This is a genomic window from Exiguobacterium sp. s21 (genome assembly GCF_018617975.1).
GTDB classification, from domain to species: domain Bacteria; phylum Bacillota; class Bacilli; order Exiguobacteriales; family Exiguobacteriaceae; genus Exiguobacterium; species Exiguobacterium mexicanum_A.
This window is the reverse complement of the sequence record NZ_JACSLF010000008.1, coordinates 1-22,697: the sequence shown is the minus strand read 5'-3', so window position 1 is coordinate 22,697 and position 22,697 is coordinate 1. Positions and strand designations below refer to the sequence as shown.

Below are 22,697 nucleotides of genomic sequence, written 5' to 3'. Positions count from 1 at the left end.
TTCATGTCGGGTTCATACCGGCTTTACAAAGCGATGCTACTCTATAGATGAGACCTCTTCATCATCTCGTGTCCCGGCCGGTGCTCATCTCCACTCGGTCAGGAAGATTGACCCTTTTTCTAGCTACTAGAAAAGGGTCTTTTTTTTCGAACGCATGTGCCCGTATGATATGATGGAATCAGATAGAATGGAGGTTGACCAATGAATAAACTACTACTTCTTGATGGAAACTCACTCACATATCGTGCGTTTTTCGCGCTGCCTCCGATGACGGATGCGAGCGGTCGAAATACGAACGCCGTGTACGGGTTCACCATGATGTTGTTAAAATTGATGGAAGACGAGCAACCGACGCATTTCGCGGTCGCATTTGATGCGTCGAAGAAGACGTTCCGGCACGACACGTATGCTGACTATAAGGGGGGACGGCAGAAGACCCCAGGGGAACTCCGGGAGCAATTCCCGATTGTCCGCGAGATTTGTGAGGCGTTCGGGATCAAAGTGCTCGAACTCGACCAGTACGAGGCCGACGATATTATCGGGACGCTCTCAAAAAATGAGGCGTTCGATCAAGTGACGGTCGTCACTGGGGATAAAGATTTACTGCAACTGATTGACGATCGCGTCACCGTCTATTTGACGAAGCGTGGGATCACCGATGTGGAGACGATGGACGCGAAGGCGTTCAAAGAGCGCTATGACGGTCTCACCCCGCTCCAAATGATCGATTTGAAAGGCTTAATGGGGGATAAGTCCGATAATATCCCCGGAATCCCGGGGGTTGGTGAGAAGACGGCGCTTAAACTGCTCACGGCTTACGGATCTGTCGAAGGACTATATGAACATACGCATGAATTAAAAGGGAAACAAAAAGAGAAAGTCGAGGCGAACGAGCGGGAAGCACTCATGTCGAAACAATTGGCGACGATCTATACGGACGTCCCAATCGATATAAGCACGGACGACCTTACGTTCCATCCGTATGACGCTGGAAAAGTGAAGTCGTTGTTCATGAGCCTTCAGTTCAAATCGCTTCTGAGCAAACTGAACCTTGAAGCGTCGAGCGAGGAAGCGGTCGAAGCGCGTGAGGTGAATCATATCGCGATCGACAAGCAAGATTTGACAGAAGCGGTCCTCATCCTCGAGCAACTCCGTGACGACTATTTCGAAGAACCGGTCATCGGTGTGGCCATCGCCTCGAAAGCCGGCGTGACGGTCGGCGATGTGTCGCTTTTAGACGTCCCGGCAGTACGAGACTGGTTGGCCGACGAGAACCGAGCCACGATTTGTCTCGATGCGAAACAGACGATCGTCCAATTGAAGCGACATGGTGTGACGCTCCGAGGCTATGACGATTTGCTCGTCGCCGGATATTTGCTGAACCTGTCGGGCGGGACGACACTCGATTCGATTGCCGCTCATTTCGATTACACGTTACCGGAAGACGAGGCGGTTTATGGCAAGGGTGCGAAGCTGCACGTCCCGGAACAGGACGTGCTCGAGCAACATCTCGGCGAGAAGGCGATGGCGATCTTGACGCTGTTCGTAAACGTCGGCAAAGAACTCGACCAAAACGAACAGACGTCGCTCTATGAAGATTTGGAACGTCCGCTCGCCTCGGTGCTTGCAGAGATGGAGTGGGCCGGGATTCACGTCGACGTGGCGACGCTGAAAGTGATGGAAGACGATTTGCGGGAACGGTTGCTTCAACTCGAGGCGGAGATTCATAGTCTCGCCGGTGAGACGTTCAATATCAACTCGCCGAAACAGCTCGGCGTCATTCTATTCGAGAAGTTGGCGTTGCCACCGGTCAAAAAGACGAAGACCGGTTACTCGACGGCAGCGGACGTGCTCGAGAAACTCGCGCCGCTGCATCCGATCGTCGAACATATTATGCATTACCGTGAGCTCGGCAAGTTGCAATCGACATATGTCGAAGGCTTGCAAAAAGTCATCAAAGACGACGGGAAGATCCATACCCGCTATACGCAGACGTTGACGCAGACCGGACGGTTGTCCTCGGTCAACCCGAACTTACAGAACATCCCGATCCGCTTGGAAGAAGGGCGGCGCATTCGCAAGGCGTTCACCGCGAGTGAGGCCGACTGGATGCTGTATGCGGTCGACTATTCGCAAATCGAGCTTCGGATCATGGCCCACATGTCGCAAGATGAGAAGATGCTCGAGGCGTTCCTCCATGATGAGGATATCCATACGTCGACGGCTGCCAACGTGTTCCGAGTCGCGAAAGAAGAAGTGACATCGCTCATGCGTCGCCAAGCCAAAGCCGTCAACTTCGGCATCATTTACGGCATTAGCGACTATGGGCTGTCGCAAAACCTCGGCATTAGCCGAAAAGAAGCACAGACGTTCATCGATACGTATTTCGAGCAGTTCCCGGGTGTGAAACGGTTCATGGATGCCGCGATCGAACGAGCGCGGGAACACGGCTATGTTGAAACGATGCTGAAGCGTCGCCGCAATATCCCGGACATCCATTCTCGAAACTTCAACTTGCGCGGTTTTGCGGAACGCACAGCGATCAACACGCCGATTCAAGGGACGGCCGCCGATATTATCAAAAAAGCGATGATTGATGTCGACGTGGCACTCCGTGAGTCAGGACTTCAGTCGAAGTTATTGCTTCAAGTCCACGACGAACTTATCTTTGAAGGACCTAAAGAAGAAATGGACTCGCTCGAGACGATCGTCAAACAAGCGATGGAACACACGGTCACCTTGGACGTGCCGCTTCGCGCGGACGGTTCGTTCGGTGAGACATGGTTTGATACGAAATAAAGACGAGAAAGGAACTTGATATGCCAGAATTACCAGAAGTGGAGACGGTCTGTCGCCGATTGCGGCCATTCGTCTCGGGAAAAACAATTGCAAATGTCGAGGTGCTCGACGCAAAAATCATTCGAGGTCACGAACCGGAGATTTGGAAACAACAGTTGCTCGACGAGACGATTCAAGACGTGGAGCGACGCGGTAAGTTCATTTTGTTCAAATTGACGAACGGCTATCTCGTTTCGCATCTGCGAATGGAAGGAAAATTCTTCCCGCATGACGAAATGGTCAGTCCGGTCAAGCATACGCATGTCGTCTTCACCTTCACGGACGGGACTACGCTTCATTATAACGATGTCAGGAAGTTCGGGACGATGGAGTTGAAGACGAATGAAGAGTTGTTTGTGACACCGCCATTGTCGCTGCTCGCCCTCGAACCGTTCGATCCTGAAGTGACAGCGGAGACGCTTCACAGCCGTCTGAAGCGGATGAACGTTCGTGCAATCAAGACGGCGCTGCTCGATCAATCGATTTTCGTCGGGCTCGGCAATATTTATGTCGATGAGACGTTATATCGGTCCGGTGTCCATCCGACCCGTCCGGCAGCGACACTCTCGCTTGACGAGGTCCGTCGGGTGCATCAAGAGGCTGTGGCCGTATTGACGGAAGCGATTGAACGAGGCGGAAGCACGATTCGGAGCTATACGAATCCGGATGGGGCGAGCGGGACGTATCAAGAGACACTGTACGTATATGGACAGACCGGGGAGCCGTGTAAGCGATGCGGCCGACCGATTGAAAAGATGAAATTAGGCGGACGGGGCACACATTACTGTCCGCACTGCCAACAGTAAGAGGTGGACATGATGTTGAAAATTGGTTTGACAGGTGGGATTGCGACAGGGAAGTCGACCGTATCCAGACTGTTTCGAAAGCAGGGCATCCCGATCATCGACGCCGACAAGATGGCACGGATCGTCATCGAGCCTGGCGGCAAAGCGTTCGCGGGCGTCCGCGAGGCGTTCCCGCAATGTTTCACGGGCGACGAGTTGAACCGGCAGGCGCTCGGACGAGAAATCTTTCATGATGACACAAAACGTCAGTTACTGAATCAGCTCATGCATCCGGCCATCCGAGAAGAGATGCTCGAGGAGATGCACGGATACGAGGCTGCAGGGGAGACGGTCGTCATATTCGATATCCCGCTCTTGTTCGAGGGAACGATGCGGGACCTCGTCGATTATACGGTCGTCGTCTATTGCCGTGAAGAGATTCAGCTGATGCGTCTCATGGAGCGCAACGGGTTGACGAAAGAAGAAGCGCTCGCTCGGATTCATGCGCAAATGCCAATCGAGGAGAAGAAACAACAGGCTGATTTTTTAATCAACAACAACGGTGCGTTAGGCGACTTGTCGGCCCAAGTGATCCGCCTCGTCGAACAATTTGAAGACATGAAAAAAGAAGGCGACTGACGACGCCTTCTTTTTTTTGTTCAGTTGAGTGGGTCTGAGTCAGGCTTCCCTTTTTTCCACGTGTCGAAGATGGCGCGTCCGTCGCTCGGATGGCCGTTCGAATAGTAAATCGGATAGAGTGAGAAGAAGACATAATAGAACGAGAAGTATGCAAACTGATACGTGTAAATTGTCGGCTCGATCTCTCGCATCAAGATGAAGGCGTTCACGAGCAAGATGCTCGATAAGTTAAAAATTGAACCGCCCGCGTAGACGAGACTCCGCGTCAGGCGATTGCTGTACTTCAAGTCACTGAATTGGCACCAGGCGTCATAAAAATAAACGCGGTTAAATTGAAGGCGTCCGATTTTAAACAATTTTTTCCCGGTCCCAATCTCCATGTCGAGCGAACCCCCAAATAATTTCGCGAAGAAGAAATGACCGAATTGATGGATAATCGTCACAATCGGTAAGATGATGAAAAATGAGATGACAAATTTATCTAGGTCTGTCCAATCAAACATATGGTCTTAGCTCCTTTCCAAGCTCTACACCAAATTTCCCTCTTTTTCAAATCTGAAACTGTAAAAAAAGTGAAAAAAATGTGACGATTCATAGTGAAAACGCTTCCATTTTTCCGTTATAATGGTGTCGTAACGCAGAAAAAAGGGGGATTCAGAATGGGGACGAAAGTTGCAATCAATGGATTTGGTCGAATCGGCAGAATGGTATTTCGGAAGTTGATGCTCGAAGGGCGTCACGACGTGGTCGCCATCAATGCGAGTTATCCGGCGGAAACGCTCGCGCACTTGATCAAACACGACACGGTCCACGGACCGTTCACACTGACGGTCCGAGCGCATGGGGATGCACTCGAAGTCGATGGTAAACGCATCATGATCGTATCCGAGCGAGACCCGGAGCGGTTGCCGTGGGCTGAACTCGGTGTCGAGATCGTCATCGAGGCGACGGGGAAATTCAATTCTGATGTCGGGGCGAAAAAACATTTGACGGCCGGTGCGAAAAAAGTCATTTTGACGGCACCGGGAAAAGGCGAGTTGCGGACGATTGTCATGGGGGTGAACGATCGGGATTATTTACCGGAGCACGATCACGTCATTTCGAACGCCTCGTGTACGACGAACTGTCTCGGCCCGGTCGTCAAAGTATTGGATTCGACGTTCGGGATTGAAACGGGGCTCGTGACGACGGTGCATGCCTATACGAACGATCAAAACAATATCGACAATCCGCATAAAGATTTGCGTCGTGCCCGTGCTTGTGGCAGTTCCATTATACCGACTTCGACTGGTGCTGCGAAAGCCATCGGGCTCGTCTTGCCGGAACTTCAGGGCAAATTGAACGGGATGGCGCTACGAGTGCCGACGCCGAACGTCTCGCTCGTCGATCTCGTCGTCGAGTTGCGTCTAGATGTGACGGTCGATGAAGTGAATCAGGCGTTCGAGCGTGCTGCACACGGGGAAATGACGGGCGTTCTCGGCGTCTCGAACGAACCGCTCGTCTCGATCGACTTCAATGGAGATGAGCGTTCGTCAATCATCGATGCCGATTCGACGATGGTGCTCGGGGGCAACCATGTCAAAGTGCTCGCTTGGTACGACAACGAATGGGGCTATTCGTGCCGCGTCGTCGACTTGTTGGACATGGTCGCGAGCTACCTGCAAATCGGACAACAAGAAACCCACGTCTGAAAAAATATATTTATCTAAAAATATTTTTAAAGAATTGAAACAAATGTCTTGTAACGACGTCCTAAACAAGATACACTCTAACTCGTGAACTTCAATTGGTCTGACAAACGCAACTTAAAGGGTTAGGACCTCTTAGGACTAACTTGCCCCCGTGGTTGTGGGCGATTCAGGCACAAAGTGAGTGATCATCAACTACTTTGAGACCATTGATGTAAAGGGGGATCCACTAATATGGATACTATGGGACGTCACATTATTACAGAACTTTGGGAGTGCAATCCCGACAAATTAAACGATATCGACTACATCGAGCGCTTGTTCGTCGATGCAGCACTTCGTTCGGGCGCTGAAGTCCGCGAAGTCGCTTTCCACAAATTTGCGCCGCACGGTGTAAGTGGAGTCGTTATCATTTCAGAATCACACTTAACGATTCACAGTTTCCCAGAGCATGGCTACGCATCAGTCGATGTGTTCACATGTGGGGATCGAATCGATCCAGCTACAGCCTCGCAATACATTGCAGAAGGCTTGGAAGCAAAAGTTCGTGAAGATGTGAAACTTGACCGTGGGATGGGACCGATTCGTGTTCCTGAAGCGCAAGTGGCAATCAGCAAATAATCAGATTGACCTTATGAGGCTGGCCGATTTTCGGTCAGCCCTTTTAATTGTTTTGTTAACCGCTTAATTTTGATATGCTTAACCTATATAAATAAGGTGTCGAGGTGGATAATGGGATTATTTGATAAGTTTCAAACACATGTCCAAACGGACGATTCGCATAAAAATGAGGCGTTACGGACGCGTTACGTGGCGGCATCGCCAAGCGCCGTGCTCACATGGCTCCGCGAACGGATTCAAGCAGAAGGTCAAACGGTTCGCCGGGTCGATGCAGACCGGGGCGAAGTGGCGTTTCATGGAGACGGATGGGACGCATTGGCGACCATCGTCCAAGTGGACGGCGGACGCACGGCCGTCGATTTTACATTGAACCGTGACCAGATGCTCGGACCAGACCTCGGTCAAATCGTCACCACATATTATGAGGCGCTATCCGTGAAGTTCCCGCTCCGCGCCATCGGGAATCAATCTGTCGAACGATAAGGAGGGCTGAGCATGCGTTGTCCTAAATGCGATCATAATGGAACGAGAGTGCTCGACTCCCGGCCAGTACAAGATTTCTATTCGATTCGTCGCCGTCGCGAATGCGAGGAGTGCGGCTATCGCTTCACCACGTTTGAAACGGTCGAACAGACACCGCTCATCATCGTCAAAAAAGACGGGAATCGGGAAGAGTTCAGCCGTGAGAAAGTGCTTCGCGGGATTATTCGGGCGTGCGAGAAACGTCCGGTCACGCTGGAGCAACTTGAAGGTGTGGTCACGAAAGTCGAACAACAGTTACGCGCCCTCGGCCAGTCCGAGATTCCGAGTGAACAGGTTGGGGAGCTCGTCATGAACGAGCTCGCGCGGGTCGACGAAGTGGCATACGTCCGCTTCGCGTCCGTCTATCGCCAGTTCAAAGATATCTCTGTGTTCTTTAAAGAACTAGAAGATTTAATGAAGCAAGAAAATTCGACCAACTAAACGGGCGGCCTACTGGTCGCCTTTTTTCAAGGGAGACCTATCATGGAAAAAGAACGAATTCTGTACGGGACTGATGAACTGTTGATCATGAGCACCGGACTCATCGATCGTGAGTCATATCAGTCGTTGTACCATTTATATCAGCCGGTCATCGGAGTGAAGGCGCTCGCGATGTATCAGACGCTTTGGAGCGAGCTGAAGCCCGGGAAAATGAAATCGAACTATATGTCACACAGCGCGCTTTGTGAGATGCTCGATTACTCGATCAACGAGCTGACGGACTGTCTGTTCCGGCTCGAAGCGATCGGTCTCGTCCGGACGTATAAGACGAAAGACGAGCGCTTGACCCAGTACGTGTATCAACTGCGGGTCCCGCTCGCACCCCATACGTTCTTGAACGACGGACTATTGTCAAGTTTTCTCTTCTATAAAGTCGGAGAAGTCCGCTTCAAACAGTTACAAGGTCGATTCACGATTGATCCGTTGCCGGCCGGAATCATTGAAGTGACGAAAGACTTTAATGAAGTGTTCGACGTCAAAGGGGTCAATCATATGGCGTTCACACAAAAGAACTACGAGAAACCTGACCGCGCCAAAATCGAGATCAACTATACGTTCGATATGGAAATCGTCAAAAAGTTGACGAACTTTCCCGTCGGCTTCTTCACGAAGAAACTCGATGAGACGATCACGAAGCTTGCCTACGTCTCCCAAATCGATGAAGAGACGATGGCCGAGATGTTGAAGGAGTACTTCGTCCACGAGGCGTATCTACCGCTCAGCGAGCAAGAGAAACGCGACGGCTGCCGTCAGATGGTGTTGCAGTTGAAGAAAAAACAGACGCGCCATCGGAAAGTGAAGTCGGATGAGTCGGAGAAGGCAGAAATCGGTGATTTGCATGACGTGACAGTCATGGAAGAAGCGCATCCGCATCAGTACGTGTCGACGTTACGGAAGACGCTACAACTGTCGAAGAGCGACGAGCAACTCATCATCGACCTCGTCGATACGCTCGGACTCGCGCCAAGTGTCATTAACGCATTGTTCTATTACTGTATCGAAGTGAAGAAGCAGACCCGGCTCAGTGAGAACTACGTCATGCGGATCGCGACGAGTTGGAAGACGGCAGGCTATTTGAACGCCAAAGACGCGTTGGAACAAGAAGCGACACAAGACGCGCTCATCGAGAAGAAACAGCAGAAGCGGGAGAACGTGCAACAGCGGACGACCGTCGGCTCGAGACGCAAAGACAAGACCGAGATGCCAAAATGGCTCGAGGACGAGGCGAAAGAGCAACGGACGTACGATCAAAAACGAAAACAAGAGCTCGAGGCATCGGTTCCAGACGACGCGGAACTCGTCAAGCTGTTGAATGAATTGAAAGAGAAAGGATGAGGGACATGGAACGCATCAATCAAACGCTCGCCCAAATGATGAACCGGAAAGAAGTGCGGGAAGCGTACGAATCGATTCGCCGGCGCACCCTTGAACATCCAGAAGTCGTCGCCTTTTTAAAGGCGCATCCGGAGTTAGACGAGACGGCGGTCGAGGTCGGCTTTACGAAGCTCAGTGAATATGCAGAACAGATGGACGGCAAGAAGCTCGTCGAGGAGCAAGCCGTCATCCCGGGCCATCAGCCGGTACTCTATGTCGACCTCGGTCAAATCGCGATCCGTTATGAAGAGACGGTCAAGCATCGTCAATCACGGCGCCAAAAAGAGATGGACCGGAAGTTTAAGAGCTTATTCTTGCCGGAAGAAGTGCGAGAGGCGAGCTTTGAATCGTTCGACTGGTCGGATGACGCCCGTAAAATCGCACTCCGTGAATCGATGCGGTTCGTCTCAGGCATGAAGACGAAGCAAAAAGTGAACGGCTTATACCTTCACGGCAGCTTCGGGGTCGGGAAGACGTATTTACTTGCGGCGATCGCCAACGAACTGAAAGTGGCGGACATCGAGACGATTCTCGTCCACGCCCCGGGATTTGTCTCGGAAGCGAAACGGAAGATCCGGACCGACTCGTTCGATTCGTTTCTGACGTCGTTCCAACACGTGCCCGTCTTGTTGATTGATGACATTGGGGCCGAGGCGATCAGTCCATGGGTACGGGACGAACTGTTCGGAATCATCTTACAATATCGCATGATGCATCGCTTGCCGACGCTTTACAGCTCGAACTTTAGCGGAGAAGAGCTCGAGACGCACTTCTCGATCGACGGTTCGCCTCAGAACAAAATGAAAGCCCAGCGGCTCATGCAGCGCATCTCGACGACGACGACACAAATCGAATTAAAAGGTGAGAACCGACGTCGGTAAAGGGATTGTATTTCTTGAACGAGTTGACTATACTAATAATCATATAACCGATGCATCGAAGAGGACATGAGACGTCGTCACGGGTTTCAAAGCGAGGGAAGACTGGTGAGAGCTTCCTAAACACGCCGATCGCCTTACTCCCTCAGAGCACCGTACGGGCCAATCGTGCGGCGATTCACACTCGTTATCGTGTGTTCGAGCCAAGCGTTACGCTTGGGAACGAGGGTGGTACCACGAGAATCAAAGCTCGTCCCTTTCATAGGGATGGGCTTTTTTTATTTATTTTTAAATGTAGAGAGGGGAAGTTGACACATGATTCAATTGACATTTCCAGATGGGGCCGTCAAAGAGTTTGAGGCCGGCATCACAGCAGAAGAAGTAGCAGGTTCGATTAGTCCAGGACTCCGAAAAAAAGCAATCGCCGCCAAAATCGATGGTGAGATGATCGATTATCGTCGTCCGATTGAACAGGACGGTAAAATCGAGCTCGTCATGCCGGATTCGGAAGAGGGCATCGATTTGATGCGCCACTCGTCAGCCCACTTGATGGCCCAAGCCATCAAACGGTTATACGGGGAAGAAGGCAGCATCTACCTCGGGATCGGACCGACGATCGAGAACGGTTTTTATTATGATATCGAGATGGATCGCCGCATCAACGAAGAAGATCTCCCTGAAATCGAGAAAATGATGAAGCGGATCGTCGACGAGAACTTGGACATCACACGTGAAGTCGTGTCGCGCGACGAGGCGCTCGAACGCTACAAGGCGCTCGGAGACCCGCTCAAAATCGAATTGATTGAAGATATCCCGTCGAGCGAGACGCTCACGATTTACCATCAAGGCGAATTTTTCGACTTATGCCGTGGGCCGCACGTTCCGTCGACATCGAAGTTGAAAGTGTTCAAGTTGATGAGCGTGGCCGGGGCATACTGGCGCGGCGACTCGGACAATAAGATGCTCCAACGCATTTACGGAACGGCGTTCGCGACGAAAGAACAACTCGCGGAACACTTGCGTCTATTGGAAGAAGCGAAAGAGCGCGATCACCGCAAGCTCGGGAAAGAACTCGATCTCTTCTTCGTGTCGCAAGAAGTCGGCCAAGGTTTGCCGATGTGGCTCCCGAAAGGTGCCTCGATCCGTCGGACGGTCGAACGTTATATCGTCGACAAAGAGCTCGAGCTCGGGTATCAGCACGTCTACACACCGGTCCTCGGTTCGGTCGACTTGTATAAGACGTCTGGTCACTGGGATCACTATCAAGACGACATGTTCCCGAAAATGGAGATGGACAACGAGGAACTCGTCCTTCGTCCGATGAACTGTCCGCACCACATGACGATTTATAAACATGAGCCGCGCTCATATCGCGAACTCCCGCTTCGCATCGCCGAGCTCGGCGGTATGCACCGTTACGAGATGTCAGGTGCGCTCACAGGCCTCCAACGCGTCCGTTACATGGTGTTGAACGACGGGCACACGTTCGTCACACCGGAACAGATGAAGCAAGAGTTCAAAGATATCGTCCACTTGATTCAAGAAGTGTACGCTGACTTCGGCATCAAAGACTATCGTTTCCGCTTGTCGTACCGTGACCCGGCCGACAAAGAGAAATACTTCGACAACGACGCAATTTGGGAAACAGCCCAACGCCAGTTGAAAGAGACGATGGATGAGCTCGGTCTCCCGTATTTCGAAGCGGAAGGTGAAGCGGCATTTTACGGACCGAAACTCGACGTCCAAGTCCGGACGGCGCTCGGCAAAGAAGAGACGTTGTCGACGGTCCAACTCGACTTCTTGCTCCCTGAGCGGTTCGACTTGACGTACACAGGACCAGACGGCAAAGACCATCGCCCAATCGTCCTTCACCGTGGGGTCGTCTCGACGATGGAGCGTTTCGTCGCATACTTGATTGAAGAATATAAAGGCGCGTTCCCGACATGGCTCGCCCCGGTCCAAGTCAAATTGATCCCGGTCTCACACGTCCACGACGAATACGTCGCGGAAGTGAAAGCAGAGCTCGTCAAGCGCGGTGTCCGCGTCGAAACGGACCTTCGGGACGAGAAACTCGGCTACAAGATTCGGGAAGCACAGATGAAGAAAATCCCGATGACGCTTGTCCTCGGAGATAAAGAACGTGATGAGCGTGCAGTCAACATCCGTCGTTATGGACAACAAGAACAAGTATCGGCCACGCTCGATGAATTCTTGTCGTCACTTACAGCAGAGATCGCCAACCGTTCACGTTAATATGTCGACCATCCTTCATTGGAAGGGTGGTCGTTTTTTCGGTCTTGAGACGGATGCGGAAGACTTCATCAAACACGTATGGTAGAAGAAAGGAGTGATTCATTTTGAATTATATGAAACCATTAGTGGCGTTGACGATCGGTTCGGTCGTCGCGACAAGCATGATTCCAAAAGTAAACGCAGAAGCCATCGTCGATGATACGATTGTCACACTCGGAGAGTCGTTATCGGCGAGCCAACGGGACTGGGTGCTCGAACGGGTTGAGGCACCGGCGGGGATTGAGCCGATCATCACGACCGCAGCCGATGAAGATAAATACTTAGGGGATGCCGTCCCGCAAGCGCAGCGCGGCGGGGGGATGTATTCATCAGCCCGCATCAAACTGACCGACGGGACCGGGCTCGATATCAAAACGGAGAATGTCACATGGGTGACCGAAGATATGTATGCGAATGCTCTCGTGACGGCAGGCGTCACGGATGCCGATATTTATATCACGTCGCCGATTCGCGTCACCGGGACGTCGGCTTTGACGGGCATCATGAAAGCCTATGATCAGACGGCCGCGGAGACGGGCATTCAATTGAGCGAGGAACGGAAAGACTTGGCGCAAGAAGAGCTCGCGGTCACGTCTGAGATCGGGAAGACGGTCGGGCAAGAAGATGTGGCCGGACTCATGAACGAGATCAAAGCAGAAATTGCGAATAAGGCACCGGAGACGAACATCGAGATTCGAGATATCGTCATCCAAGTGTTGAATCAAAACAACGTCCAACTGTCTGATACGCAGTTGACGCAATTGACGACGTTGTTCGAGAACATGCAGCAGGCGAACCTCGACTGGGGTGCAATCAGCAATGGGTTACAAGGGGCCGGTCAAGACGTTCAGGCGTTTCTCGAGACCGAGGAAGTCCAAGGCTTCTTCGCCCGTTTGTTCGAAGCGCTCAGCAACTTCTTCAAGTCGTTGACGAATTGAACGGGCTTTGAGTACATGACAAATGGTATTGAAAAAAGGGCCTCGGCCCTTTTTCAATACCATCGTTTATGGATATAGTCGCGAGCAGACTCGTGGTCGTCCACAATCTTCAACGTGATTCGGTTCATCTCTTCTAAAAGGTCTGTCAATACCGCTTCGAGCTTGGCATCACTCACGTCATGGTGGCGCATCGTCTCTTGTACGATGTGTTTGATTTGGTCGTGATAATCATGGTCACCTTTCACTTGCTGTCTCCAAGACACGGCCCATCCCTCCTTTTTTATTTTATTCCCTCGGAAAAGGTATTGCGAAACAACGAAATGACTGTTATCATCATAAAAGTGTGAGCTACCAATTATTCATGCGCGAATTCTTGACATCTTAATCCTATTGGTGTTAAGATGACATAGTGATTAAATACAACAAAGCAGAAGCGCCCGCTTCTCACCTCGTCCGAACAGCTTCGGTCAGGTCCATCATGTACGTGAAGCAGTCGAGCCTTGGTCTCTGCTGACTCCGAAATGATGTGTGGGCGGGAAACTGCCGACGCTTTTTTTATTGCCATGTTGTCTTATCAATCTAAAACTCGTGCAATCGCACGATGGAGGTGCTAACCATTAGCAAAGAGCTCTTTATCAACGAAAACATTCGTGCCCGTGAAGTTCGCTTAATTGGAGCGGACGGTGCACAACTCGGTGTGCAATCGCGTAATGAAGCATTACGTTTAGCAGAAGAGGCTGAACTCGATCTCGTCTTGGTCGCCGATAAAGCTAACCCACCGGTCGCTAAAATCATGGACTATGGGAAATACCGTTTCGAACTCCAGAAAAAGGAGAAAGAAGCGCGTAAAAACCAAAAAGTCATCCAATTGAAAGAAGTACGCCTCAGCCCGACAATCGAGGAAAACGATTTCCAAACGAAATTGCGTAACGCTCGCAAATTCCTTGAAAATGGAAACAAAGTGAAAGCGTCGATCCGTTTCCGCGGACGCGCCATCACACACTCGGAAATCGGCCGACGCGTTATGGAAAAATTGGCGGCGGAATGTGCCGACTTGGCAACAGTTGAGCAAAAGCCGAAGATGGAAGGACGCAGCATGTTCTTAGTGCTGGCTCCGAAGAAAGAAGATTAATCATCGAGTCATAGTGGGGAGGAAATACTCATGCCGAAAATGAAATCGCACCGTGGTGCTTCTAAACGTTTCAAACGTACTGCATCAGGTAAACTCAAGCGTTCACACGCTTACACAAGTCACTTGTTTGGTAACAAATCGACTAAAGCGAAACGTAAGCTCCGTAAAGGTGCTATCGTATCAGCTGGAGACTTCAAACGCATTCGCAACATGATCGCGAAGTAATACAGAAAGAATTTAGGAGGGAAACCATATGCCACGCGTAAAAGGCGGTTATACGACTCGTCAACGTCGTAAAAAGCAAATCAAGCTTGCCAAAGGTTATTTTGGCTCGAAACACATTCTATTTAAAGTAGCAAAACAACAAGTCATGAAGTCACTCATGTACGCTTACCGTGACCGTCGTCAAAAGAAACGTGATTTCCGTCGTCTTTGGATCACACGTATCAATGCGGCAGCACGCACAAACGGCCTCTCATACAGCCGTATGATGCACGGACTCAAGCTCGCAGGGATCGACATCAACCGTAAGATGCTTGCTGAGCTTGCTGTGACAGATGCACAAGCATTCGCGTCACTTGCTGATACAGCTAAATCAAAATTGAACGCGTAATCGTTCAATCGACAGCGCCGAGACCTTATCTCGGCGCTTTCTTTTTTCTGATTTATTCCTTAAACTTAAGATAAGGAGGACGTCCCATGGATCAATCAGTCTTAGCCATCGTCGCATTGGCGCTCATCGTCTTGAACGTCTACACCTATTTGCAGGCGAAACGTTATACGCTCGGAGAAGGTGATTTTAACGTCTTGTACGCGTACGCAGGCGGTGCGATCGGTGCTCTGTTCGGACTTCATTTGACGCGTAAAAAGGCGGTTCATGCCCCAAAACGTGTTCAAATACAAGTATTGATTTTGGCAGTCGGCTGGTCTTTAATGATTTTAGTACTGCTTTGAATGGAGAATAGGAGGAGCAACCGGTGAACTGGACAACATTGTTTGATCGGCAGCGTGAATTAGATGAGCGGATCAAAGAAGAACATCAATTATCCGGGAACCAATTTGATGAGCGTTTGCTTGCTTTGCTCGTCGAGCTTGGTGAACTCGCCAATGAGACCCGTAGTTTTAAATTTTGGTCAACGAAGGGCCCGTCGCCTCAAGACGTGATCTTAGAAGAGTATGTCGACGGCATTCATTTCTTATTGTCGCTCGGACTTGCCCTCGGGTATGAACGTGATTCGTTCCCGGCAGGTAGCTCGTATCTTGACGCGACTGACGCTTTTTTAGACGTGTTCCGCAAAGTGACGAACTTTGGTTTGTCGAAAACGGAACCGATGTACGAGACGCTGATGGCGGCTTATCTCGAACTTGGCTATACGCTCGGGATCAATGAAGAGTTGATGGCGATGGCGTATATGGCGAAAAATGAAAAGAACCATGAGCGACAAAATCAAGGTTACTAATCAAAAATCGAAGGAGCGATGCCCCATGAACGAATCATTACATATGTTGAAACGCTTGACGGATGCCACAGGTGTCCCTGGAAATGAAGGTGAAGTCCGCTCACTCATGCGTGAGTATTTAGAACCTCACGTCGAAACATTCGAACAGGATGGGCTCGGCAGTCTGTTTGGTCGAGTGACGGGCGATGCGGAAGGTCCGCGTGTCATGATTGCCGGTCATATGGACGAAGTCGGGTTCATGGTCACGCGCGTTGAAGAGGGCGGTTTCCTCCGCTTCCAAGCACTCGGCGGCTGGTGGAACCAAGTTCTCCTCGCACAGCGCATGGACGTCGTCACACGCTCGGGAGAGAAAATCCCAGGCGTCATCGGTGCCAAACCACCTCACGTCCTTCCGGTCGAGGCACGCAAGAAGCCGGTTGAGATCAAAGACATGTTCCTTGATATCGGTGCAACGTCGAAAGAACAAGTGGCCGAGTGGGGCATTCGTCCGGGCGATACGGTCGTCCCGCATTGTGAGTTCACGGTCATGAAGAACGAAGATTTCTTGATGGCGAAAGCATGGGATAACCGAATCGGTTGTGCCATCGCGATCGAGGCGGCGAAACGTTTGAAGAACGAACAAGTACCAGGTGTCGTCTACACTGGAGCGACGGTCCAAGAAGAAGTCGGGTTGCGTGGCGCCGTCACGGCCGCCAACTTGGTCAAACCAGACGTCGCCATCGCCGTCGATACAGGCATTCCTGGAGATACGCCAGGAATGACACCGGCAGAAGGATTGTCGAAACTCGGGGAAGGGGTCCAAGTCATCTTCTTTGATGCGACGACCGTCACGAACCCACGCCTCATCGATTTGATTGTCGACGTGGCCAAAGAGAACGACATCAAGTACCAATTGGATTTGACGCCGGGCGGCGGGACAGACGCAGGTCGGTTCCATTTGTCTGGAGTCGGGATGCCGGCCGTCGCGCTCACGGTGCCGGTCCGTTATTTGCATACGAATGTCTCGATCATTCACAAAGCAGATTATGAAGCAGCCGTCGATTTGGTCGTAGCGCTCACGAAACGACTCGACCAAGAAACGGTTCAATGGTTGAAAGAGGGATAATATGACGAAAATCACGTCTACGAAAAGTGAGACGATCAAACGCTTAAAGCGATTGATGACAAAAAAAGGCAGACAAGAGTCCGGGCAATTTTTAGTCGAAGGGGAGCATTTGGTCGACGAGGCGATTCGTGCCGGACGACTCGTTCAGCTGATTATGGGGGAATCGTATACCCCGAAAGGATCGTGGCGCCTCGATGAGATGCCGGTCCTCGAACTATCGGACCATGTGGCCGACCTGTTATCTGAAACGGAGAAGACGCAAGGCGTCTTCGCCGTCGTCAAGATGGCCCCGGTCGAACGGAAGATGAAGCACGTCCTCATCCTCGACCGGATTCAAGACCCGGGTAACCTCGGGACGATGATTCGCACGGCCGATGCGGCCGGATTTGACACGGTCCTCCTCGGCAAAGGGACGGTCGACCCGTTCAACGCCAAGGTCGTCCGGGCGACGCAAGGTTCGTTGTTCCACGTGAACGTGCGCTCGGTCGATTTGCTCGAGACGCTGCCAGAACTGAAGAGCGAAGGCTTCCATGTGTATGGGACCGCACTCGCGAAAGCGACGTCTTACGAACAAGTCGACTTCAAGGACAAAGTCGCGCTCGTCATCGGCAATGAGGCGCAAGGCGTCCATAACGACGTACTTGATTTATGTGACACGTGCGTTCATATCCCGGTTCTCGGTGATGCCGAATCATTGAACGCGGCTGTTGCGGCGGGCATCCTCATGTACCGGATCGCATTACAATAATCTTGTCAGCACTGAAAAATCGTGATAGGTTTATAACATCGAACAACATACCGAATAGACGTTGAAAGAGCATAGTACGCGAACTACCGAACGAGTACAGGGAGCATGGGCCGAGACTGCGAGCCGATGCCTTGGTCGGCGCCGAATTCACTCTCGAGTCGTGTTGGAGACAACACCGGGGTAGCATCCCGATATCGATGCTCTCAAGTGGGCCGATTTCGGCCAAGTAGGGTGGTACCGCGATTATTCGTCCCTTCAGTCATTGACTGGAGGGACTTTTTTTGTAGAGGAGGAAATAAGGATGAAAGAACAGTTAGAACAATTACAGCAAGAGGCATTGCATGAGATTCAGGCGGCTTCGTCGCAAAAAGAATTGAACGATGTCCGCATCAAATATTTAGGGAAGAAAGGTCCGATGACCGAGGTGCTTCGTGGGATGGGGAAACTTTCTCCTGAAGAACGTCCGGTCGTCGGAGAGTTGGTCAACACGGTCCGGACGACGATCCAAGACACGTTAGAGGCACGGATCGAGGAAGTGAAGGCGGTCGAACTTGAAGCGAAACTCGCGGCTGAGACAATCGACGTCACACTACCGGGTCGGACGGCGCTGCCGGGCCATACCCATTTACTTCAACAAATCGTCGATGAGATGGAAGACTTGTTCGTCGGGCTCGGCTATACAATCGCCGAAGGCCCGGAAGTCGAGACAGACCTGTACAACTTTGAGATGCTCAACTTGCCGAAAGACCATCCGGCACGTGATATGCAAGACTCGTTCTATATCACGGATGAGACGCTTCTCCGGACACACACGTCACCAGTTCAGGCCCGGACGATGCTCCAAGCCGACGGGAAACCGATTCGAATCATCTGCCCGGGGAAAGTGTACCGCCGCGACGAAGACGACGCGACACACTCACACCAGTTCATGCAAATCGAGGGGCTTGTCGTCGATGAGCACATCTCGATGGCTGATTTGAAAGGCACACTCGAAGTGTTCGTCAAGCAATTGTTCGGTGAGACGCGTGAGATTCGTCTTCGCCCGAGCTTCTTCCCGTTCACGGAACCATCAGTCGAAGTTGATATCTCTTGCTTCAAATGCGGAGGCAAAGGCTGCAACGTCTGTAAGGGAACAGGCTGGATCGAGATTCTCGGAGGCGGCATGGTCCATCCACGCGTACTCGAGATGGCTGGCTATGACGCCACGAAGATGTCTGGATTCGCATTCGGGATCGGCGTCGAACGGATGGCGATGTTAAAACATGGAGTAGACGATATCCGTCACTTCTATACAAACGATCTACGTTTCATCGAGCAATTCTAAGGGGGAACACATATGTTATTATCGAAAAAATGGTTGAATCAATATATTGATGTATCAGACTTGAGCGGGCAAGAACTCGGAGACTTGATCACGAAGAACGGAATCGAAGTCGAGAGCGTCATCAGCCGCGCTGAAGGATTGTCAGGACTCGTCGTCGGTCACGTCCTCTCGTGCGAGAAGCATCCCGAAGCGGACAAGTTGAACGTGACGACGGTCGATATCGGTGCGGACAGCCCGGTGCAAATCGTCTGCGGCGCACCGAACGTCGCGACCGGACAGCACGTCATCGTGGCGACGGTCGGAGCTCGTCTCCCAGGACTCAAAATTAAGAAAGCGAAACTTCGTGGTGTCGAGTCACAAGGCATGATCTGCTCACTCGAGGAACTCGGTTTTGAGAAGAAGCAGATTCGTGAAGATGAACAGGACGGCATCCATACGTTCCGTGAATCGGTCGAGGTCGGTGCGGACGTCATCAGCTTACTCGACCTTGACGACGAAGTGATCGAGCTCGGGTTGACACCGAACCGCTCGGATTGCTTGAGCCTATACGGAATCATCCATGAAGTCGCGGCCATTCTCGAGCGCCCTTACACGCTTCCGTCGGCAGATGTGACGACTGACGCACCAAACGCGGTCAGTGTCCGTCTCGAGACAGACAACTGCCCGTACTACGCGACACGTTGCGTCGATGGTGTCACAATCGGAGATTCGCCACAATGGCTGAAGAACGTCTTGATTGCCGAAGGTGTCCGGCCGATCAACAACGTCGTCGATGTGACGAACTATGTCATGCTCGAGCTCGGCCAGCCGCTACATGCGTTCGATACGGCAAAACTCGGGACGACGATTGCTGTCCGTCAAGCGCATGACGGCGAAGAAATCGTCACGCTCGATGACGTGACGCGCACGCTCGATGCCTCGATGATGGTCATCACGGACGGTGAACGTCCTGTCGCCATTGCCGGCGTCATGGGCGGTGCAAACACAGAAGTCGATGCGACGACGTCGAGTATCATCCTCGAGTCGGCCTACTTCGCACCGGCATCGGTCCGGAAGACGAGCCGTACGCTCGGATTGCGTTCGGATTCGAGTGCCCGCTTTGAAAAAGGAGTCGACCCGGAACGGTTGCAACTGGCCCTCGACCGTGCCGCCGAGCTCATCGTCGAAGTGAGCGGTGGCACGATCAGCGACATCGTCGTCGCTGGGGACAAAGCTTCAGCGGCCCGGACGATCGATGTCTCGGTCGCCTATATCAACCATCGCCTCGGGATGGACCTTGAACAAGCGACGATCGTCCGCATTTTGGAGCGGCTCGGTCTCGACGTGACCGGAGACGAGACGTTGACGGTCCACGTACCGTCACGCCGGCCTGACTTGGAACTACCGGCCGACATCACGGAAGAAGTGGCGCGCCTCTATGGGTATGACAGTCTGCCGTCGACACTCCCGGCGTCGCGTTCAAAAGGGTACCTCCCACGAGAGAACGTGTTACGTCGCCGAGTTCGTCGTGTCCTTCAAGGGACAGGATTGTCGCAAGCGATCACGTACTCGCTCACGAGCGTCGGACACGCCGCACGCTTCAGTGGGGAAGGCTCGGACAAAGTTAACTTGGCGATGCCGATGAGCGAAGAGCGCTCAGTGCTCCGGACCTCACTCGTCCCAGGTCTCCTCGAAGCGGCGCGATACAACACGTCACGCCAACAAGCGAATGTGCGCTTGTATGAAACAGGGCGCGTCTACGTGGAAGAAGGCGAGACGTTACCACGCGAAACGGAACGCGTCGCCGGTGTATTGACGGGGCTTTGGTACGACCATCGCTCGCAAGGCACACGTGTCCCGGTCGACTATTTTGTCGCCAAAGGCATCGTCGATACGCTGTTGCATGCACTTCGCATCGACGCGACGTATGAGGCGGCGACGATTGCGGATATGCATCCGGGCCGGACTGCGAACGTCCTCGTGGACGGACGCGTCATCGGCTATGTCGGACAAGTCCATCCGGGCGTGTCAAAAGAAGCGTACGGTTTGAAAGAAGTGTACGTATTCGAGCTCGACTTGGATGTGTTGCATCAGACGGCACAACTCGTCTACGAAGATGTGCCACGTTTCCCATCGATCTCACGCGACTTGGCACTCGTCTTGAAGCGGGATATCCCGGCGGGGCAAGTCGAAGCAACGATCAAACAGGCTGCCGGACCGCTCTTGATCGACCTCGCCGTGTTCGATGTCTATGTCGGGGAGAACGTAGGAGACGATGAAAAATCGATCGCCTTCTCGCTCAAATATCAAGACCCGACGCGCACGCTTCAGGATGAAGAAGTGACCGCGTCGTATGAAGCAATCCTTGCGGCCGTTCAAGCGGCCCACGGCGCAGAAGTTCGCGCCTAACCTAAAAAAGGTGTCCACCCCGTGTGGACACCTTTTTTGAGTTTACTGGACCTCGAGAGCCAAGTCGCCGAACTTCGTCCAACCGACGAGGCATGTCACTTTATACAACAGGAGCGTGATGACGGCCGGGAGGACGACACCCGTTCCGACGAAGATGAGGAACGCGTCCATTCCTTGCGCGGCAAGGATGTTGAGCGGGGCGATCAACGAGTTGAGGCCGAGCCCTGCGATCTCATATGGGACCTCGAGCGAGAAGACGAGCGTCGCGATCGGAGCGCTGATCATCGCCGCGATAAAAGGTGGCATGACGACGCGAGGGTTTTTGACGACGTTCGGGAACTGCACTTTCGGTGTGACGAAAAACGAGGCGACCAACCCGCCCGGATCCGTTTGGCGATACGCCATGAGGGTGAAGCCGACGAACTGGGCCGTACATCCAATCAACGCGGCGGCGCTGGCGACCGGGTCGAGCTGGAGCGCGATGGCGAGTGCGGCCGATGAAGCCGGAGACATGAGCATGACACTGAAGACGAGCGCGATGACGAGCGATGTCGCGATTGGCGATGTATTGACCGAAGCGGTGATGCTCGCACTAATCGAGTTGATGAGCGGTGTCGTGACGGCTGCTGCCCCGACCCCGACGATCCCGCCGCCGAGGACGGCTGTGACCGGGACGACCATCATGTCGAACTTCGTCTTGCCGAGGACACGTTTACCAAGCCAAACTGCAGCCGCGGCCGCGATTAAAGCACTGATCGGTTGACCAGGTACGAGCACGAGCCCGCTCTCGGTCGGTTGGAGCGCTGCACCACCGACGGTTGCCGCAATCATCGCACTGAACAAAACGAGGGTATTGCCGCCGAGCTGGTAGGCGACACCGGCACCGAGTGCCGGGGCGAGCAACGATTTCGCGACTTGGCCGATCAAGACGAGTGTCTCGATTCCGGCCATCTTCCCAATCGTTTCAATCAAGAGGCCGACCCCGAGCGTGACAAGGACGGCGCTTGCCATTCCTGCTGATATTTTGATCATCCGATCCATTGCGTACTGTTTCACTTCCATCATCTCCTCTATGTGTATCGTTCCAATAAAAAAACCTATCCAGATTGGATAGGCGCGTCGGTCAAACCATGAGCGCCTCGTCCGAAACCATCGAAACAAGGGCCCAAAAATTCGTCTCGGTCATCGAGTCGATTTTCAGTCCCTCAGTCGAATAATAATCAGTAGGCCGTGTTGTGCATGGGTTTTCATCAGTGCCAGCTCCTCCGTTTGTTAAGATTTGTCTAAGAGTAACATGATATTTTTCAATAATCAATATTTTCTGAAAATTCATTTGAAAAAAATTGAAAACCGCTCAAAAAGAAAGACGGCCCCTTAAACTGTACCCTGAGTAGTAGACACTAAAAAAAAGTCTACTGCTCAGGGTTTTTGTGTACACTGGACTAAATCATATTGGGAGTGAAT

Annotated in this window: 23 protein-coding genes; 20 read left to right on the top strand and 3 right to left on the bottom strand. The window is 52.2% G+C overall.

Annotated features, from left to right (window positions below; genetic code table 11):
• Positions 1-201: 201 nt before the first annotated feature.
• From polA to coaE, 3 genes are read left to right on the top strand one after another with little or no spacing between them, the layout of a single operon-like run.
• Positions 202-2,799, top strand: coding sequence for a DNA polymerase I (gene polA / locus KNP06_RS10170; protein ID WP_214711703.1), 2,598 nt, complete (start codon positions 202-204; stop codon positions 2,797-2,799).
• A 20-nt stretch (positions 2,800-2,819) separates the two neighbouring features.
• Entirely contained in the window at positions 2,820-3,644 is an 825-nt protein-coding gene (gene mutM / locus KNP06_RS10165) for a DNA-formamidopyrimidine glycosylase (RefSeq protein WP_138859199.1), read from the top strand.
• A 12-nt stretch (positions 3,645-3,656) separates the two neighbouring features.
• On the top strand, positions 3,657-4,262 hold the full coding sequence (coaE, locus tag KNP06_RS10160; protein ID WP_138859200.1) for a dephospho-CoA kinase: 606 nt from the start codon (positions 3,657-3,659) through the stop codon (positions 4,260-4,262).
• 20 nt (positions 4,263-4,282) lie between these two features.
• On the opposite strand, the gene KNP06_RS10155 is transcribed toward coaE, so the two are convergent.
• Positions 4,283-4,765, bottom strand: a complete 483-nt coding sequence (locus KNP06_RS10155) for a site-2 protease family protein (protein WP_138859201.1) — start codon at positions 4,763-4,765, stop codon at positions 4,283-4,285.
• A gap of 156 nt (positions 4,766-4,921) precedes the next feature.
• Here KNP06_RS10155 and KNP06_RS10150 point away from each other — a divergent pair, with 156 nt between their 5' ends.
• The 8 genes from KNP06_RS10150 (at position 4,922) to KNP06_RS10115 (ending at position 13,076) form a co-directional block, all read left to right on the top strand.
• Positions 4,922-5,953 carry a glyceraldehyde-3-phosphate dehydrogenase gene (locus tag KNP06_RS10150; protein WP_214788784.1) on the top strand — a complete coding sequence of 344 codons (1,032 nt, stop codon included), beginning with the start codon at positions 4,922-4,924 and terminating at the stop codon, positions 5,951-5,953.
• 231 nt (positions 5,954-6,184) lie between these two features.
• Positions 6,185-6,571 carry an adenosylmethionine decarboxylase gene (speD, locus tag KNP06_RS10145; protein ID WP_029595188.1) on the top strand — a complete coding sequence of 129 codons (387 nt, stop codon included), beginning with the start codon at positions 6,185-6,187 and terminating at the stop codon, positions 6,569-6,571.
• 111 nt (positions 6,572-6,682) lie between these two features.
• Positions 6,683-7,054, top strand: coding sequence for a hypothetical protein (locus tag KNP06_RS10140; protein WP_034778204.1), 372 nt, complete (start codon positions 6,683-6,685; stop codon positions 7,052-7,054).
• Positions 7,055-7,066: 12 nt separating this feature from the next.
• The gene (nrdR, locus tag KNP06_RS10135; RefSeq protein WP_214788781.1) at positions 7,067-7,534 is read left to right on the top strand and encodes a transcriptional regulator NrdR; all 468 of its coding nucleotides are present in this window, start codon (positions 7,067-7,069) and stop codon (positions 7,532-7,534) included.
• Positions 7,535-7,576: 42 nt separating this feature from the next.
• Positions 7,577-8,929, top strand: a complete 1,353-nt coding sequence (locus KNP06_RS10130) for a DnaD domain protein (protein ID WP_214788778.1) — start codon at positions 7,577-7,579, stop codon at positions 8,927-8,929.
• 5 nt (positions 8,930-8,934) lie between these two features.
• Entirely contained in the window at positions 8,935-9,849 is a 915-nt protein-coding gene (dnaI, locus tag KNP06_RS10125; protein WP_214788775.1) for a primosomal protein DnaI, read from the top strand.
• A 312-nt stretch (positions 9,850-10,161) separates the two neighbouring features.
• Positions 10,162-12,099, top strand: a complete 1,938-nt coding sequence (thrS, locus tag KNP06_RS10120) for a threonine--tRNA ligase (RefSeq protein ID WP_034778201.1) — start codon at positions 10,162-10,164, stop codon at positions 12,097-12,099.
• A gap of 113 nt (positions 12,100-12,212) precedes the next feature.
• The gene (locus tag KNP06_RS10115) at positions 12,213-13,076 is read left to right on the top strand and encodes a DUF1002 domain-containing protein (protein WP_034779979.1); all 864 of its coding nucleotides are present in this window, start codon (positions 12,213-12,215) and stop codon (positions 13,074-13,076) included.
• Between the two features lie 53 nt (positions 13,077-13,129).
• On the opposite strand, the gene KNP06_RS10110 is transcribed toward KNP06_RS10115, so the two are convergent.
• Positions 13,130-13,339, bottom strand: coding sequence for a hypothetical protein (locus KNP06_RS10110; protein WP_034778198.1), 210 nt, complete (start codon positions 13,337-13,339; stop codon positions 13,130-13,132).
• 338 nt (positions 13,340-13,677) lie between these two features.
• On the opposite strand from KNP06_RS10110, the gene infC reads away from it, so the two are divergent.
• The 9 genes from infC (at position 13,678) to pheT (ending at position 21,233) form a co-directional block, all read left to right on the top strand.
• Positions 13,678-14,208 carry a translation initiation factor IF-3 gene (gene infC, locus KNP06_RS10105; RefSeq protein WP_021065640.1) on the top strand — a complete coding sequence of 177 codons (531 nt, stop codon included), beginning with the start codon at positions 13,678-13,680 and terminating at the stop codon, positions 14,206-14,208.
• Positions 14,209-14,238: 30 nt separating this feature from the next.
• On the top strand, positions 14,239-14,433 hold the full coding sequence (gene rpmI, locus KNP06_RS10100) for a 50S ribosomal protein L35 (RefSeq protein WP_021065641.1): 195 nt from the start codon (positions 14,239-14,241) through the stop codon (positions 14,431-14,433).
• A gap of 28 nt (positions 14,434-14,461) precedes the next feature.
• The gene (gene rplT / locus KNP06_RS10095) at positions 14,462-14,821 is read left to right on the top strand and encodes a 50S ribosomal protein L20 (RefSeq protein ID WP_021065642.1); all 360 of its coding nucleotides are present in this window, start codon (positions 14,462-14,464) and stop codon (positions 14,819-14,821) included.
• 86 nt (positions 14,822-14,907) lie between these two features.
• Positions 14,908-15,162, top strand: coding sequence for a hypothetical protein (locus KNP06_RS10090; RefSeq protein ID WP_034778195.1), 255 nt, complete (start codon positions 14,908-14,910; stop codon positions 15,160-15,162).
• A gap of 23 nt (positions 15,163-15,185) precedes the next feature.
• Positions 15,186-15,668 (top strand): dUTP diphosphatase, encoded by a 483-nt coding sequence (locus KNP06_RS10085; RefSeq protein ID WP_138859204.1) that lies wholly within the window; start codon positions 15,186-15,188, stop codon positions 15,666-15,668.
• A gap of 25 nt (positions 15,669-15,693) precedes the next feature.
• Entirely contained in the window at positions 15,694-16,773 is a 1,080-nt protein-coding gene (locus tag KNP06_RS10080) for a M42 family metallopeptidase (RefSeq protein WP_034778191.1), read from the top strand.
• A 1-nt stretch (position 16,774) separates the two neighbouring features.
• The gene (locus KNP06_RS10075) at positions 16,775-17,521 is read left to right on the top strand and encodes a TrmH family RNA methyltransferase (protein ID WP_214788772.1); all 747 of its coding nucleotides are present in this window, start codon (positions 16,775-16,777) and stop codon (positions 17,519-17,521) included.
• Positions 17,522-17,822: 301 nt separating this feature from the next.
• Entirely contained in the window at positions 17,823-18,845 is a 1,023-nt protein-coding gene (gene pheS, locus KNP06_RS10070) for a phenylalanine--tRNA ligase subunit alpha (protein ID WP_034778187.1), read from the top strand.
• Between the two features lie 12 nt (positions 18,846-18,857).
• On the top strand, positions 18,858-21,233 hold the full coding sequence (pheT, locus tag KNP06_RS10065; RefSeq protein ID WP_214763246.1) for a phenylalanine--tRNA ligase subunit beta: 2,376 nt from the start codon (positions 18,858-18,860) through the stop codon (positions 21,231-21,233).
• A gap of 42 nt (positions 21,234-21,275) precedes the next feature.
• Here pheT and KNP06_RS10060 read toward each other — a convergent pair whose 3' ends face one another.
• Positions 21,276-22,298, bottom strand: coding sequence for a PTS sugar transporter subunit IIC (locus tag KNP06_RS10060; RefSeq protein WP_034778182.1), 1,023 nt, complete (start codon positions 22,296-22,298; stop codon positions 21,276-21,278).
• Between the last annotated feature and the right edge of the window lie 399 nt (positions 22,299-22,697).